Here is a 1,195-nt window from a genome sequence, read left to right on the forward strand (position 1 = left end):
GCCGGGGAAGTGTGACCATGGTCGACGACAACGAACTCAGAAAGCTGCGCGACGCAGCAATACCCGCACCCGGCGAGAGCGCGAAGGCGCGTGCCTTCGAGGCCGCCCTGCGCGCCTACGACCAGGAAAATATTTCTGCTGTCACCCAAGGATCGGTCGGCGGCCTTCGTCTCACAGAGCGAGCACAAAAGCTCTGGAGCGAAATCATGCAAAAGAAACTCATTGCCACGCCGGCCCTTGCCGGGCTCGTCGCCCTGCCGATCGCCGGATACGCCACCTTCCATATGCTGAGGGAACAGCCGCCGGCGTTCGGCGACAAGGAGAAGATCACCGAGACGCTGGCCGACAAGCCGGCGACGCTGAAGCCGGCCACCGCCGAGCCGAAGCAGGCCCCGACGGAACTGGCGAAAGACAAGAAGGCCGACGCGGATGTGGAAAGCCGCGATGCCAGCGACGCGCTTGCGCCACCAGCCTCGCCGCCGCAGCCGCAGACGACTGCCGCAGGCGGCGTGGCGCAGCAGGACGGACGCACGCGTGACGTGACGCCGAATGAGGCCCCGGCAACGGTCAACGAACCCGAGTCGGCCACTTTGCGGGCTTACAAGCCAGCGCCGGCCCCGACAGGCGAGTTCGCGGTCGACGGCACGACAAGCGCGCCGTCGCGGGTTGCCCGCATGCCGGCTGCCGAATCCAAGCTGATGGCGCCGCAGCCGACCGCACCGGCGGATCAGATCGCGCCGCAAGAGGAAAACCGCAACCGCATCGAGGACTTCAAGACCAATCCGGTGCATGCGGCCCTGCAAGACCCGGTCTCGACCTTCTCGATCGATGTCGATACCGCCTCCTATTCCTTCGTGCGCCGTTCGCTGAAGGAAGGGTCGGTGCCGCAGGCCGACACGGTCCGGGTCGAGGAGATGATCAATTACTTCCCCTATGACTGGAAGGGGCCGGACTCGGCATCGACGCCGTTCAACTCGACCGTCAGCGTCATGCCGACGCCGTGGAACGAGCACACCAAGCTGATGCATGTCGCCATCAAAGGGTTCGACATCAAGCCGACCGAGCAGCCGAAGGCCAATCTGGTCTTCCTGATCGATGTCTCGGGCTCGATGGACGAGCCGGACAAGCTGCCGCTGCTCAAATCGGCATTCCGCCTGCTGGTCAGCAAGCTGAAGGCCGACGACACGATCTCCAT

Annotated in this window: 1 protein-coding gene; it reads left to right on the forward strand. The window is 64.8% G+C overall.

The features are described 5' to 3' along the window. Positions 1-17 precede the first annotated feature (17 nt). Positions 18-1,195, forward strand: a 1,178-nt coding sequence (locus EOA36_RS35750; protein ID WP_189553558.1) for a von Willebrand factor type A domain-containing protein, incomplete at its 3' end; no start/stop codon positions are given.

Source organism: Mesorhizobium sp. M8A.F.Ca.ET.021.01.1.1 (assembly GCF_003998025.1).
Taxonomy (GTDB): domain Bacteria; phylum Pseudomonadota; class Alphaproteobacteria; order Rhizobiales; family Rhizobiaceae; genus Mesorhizobium.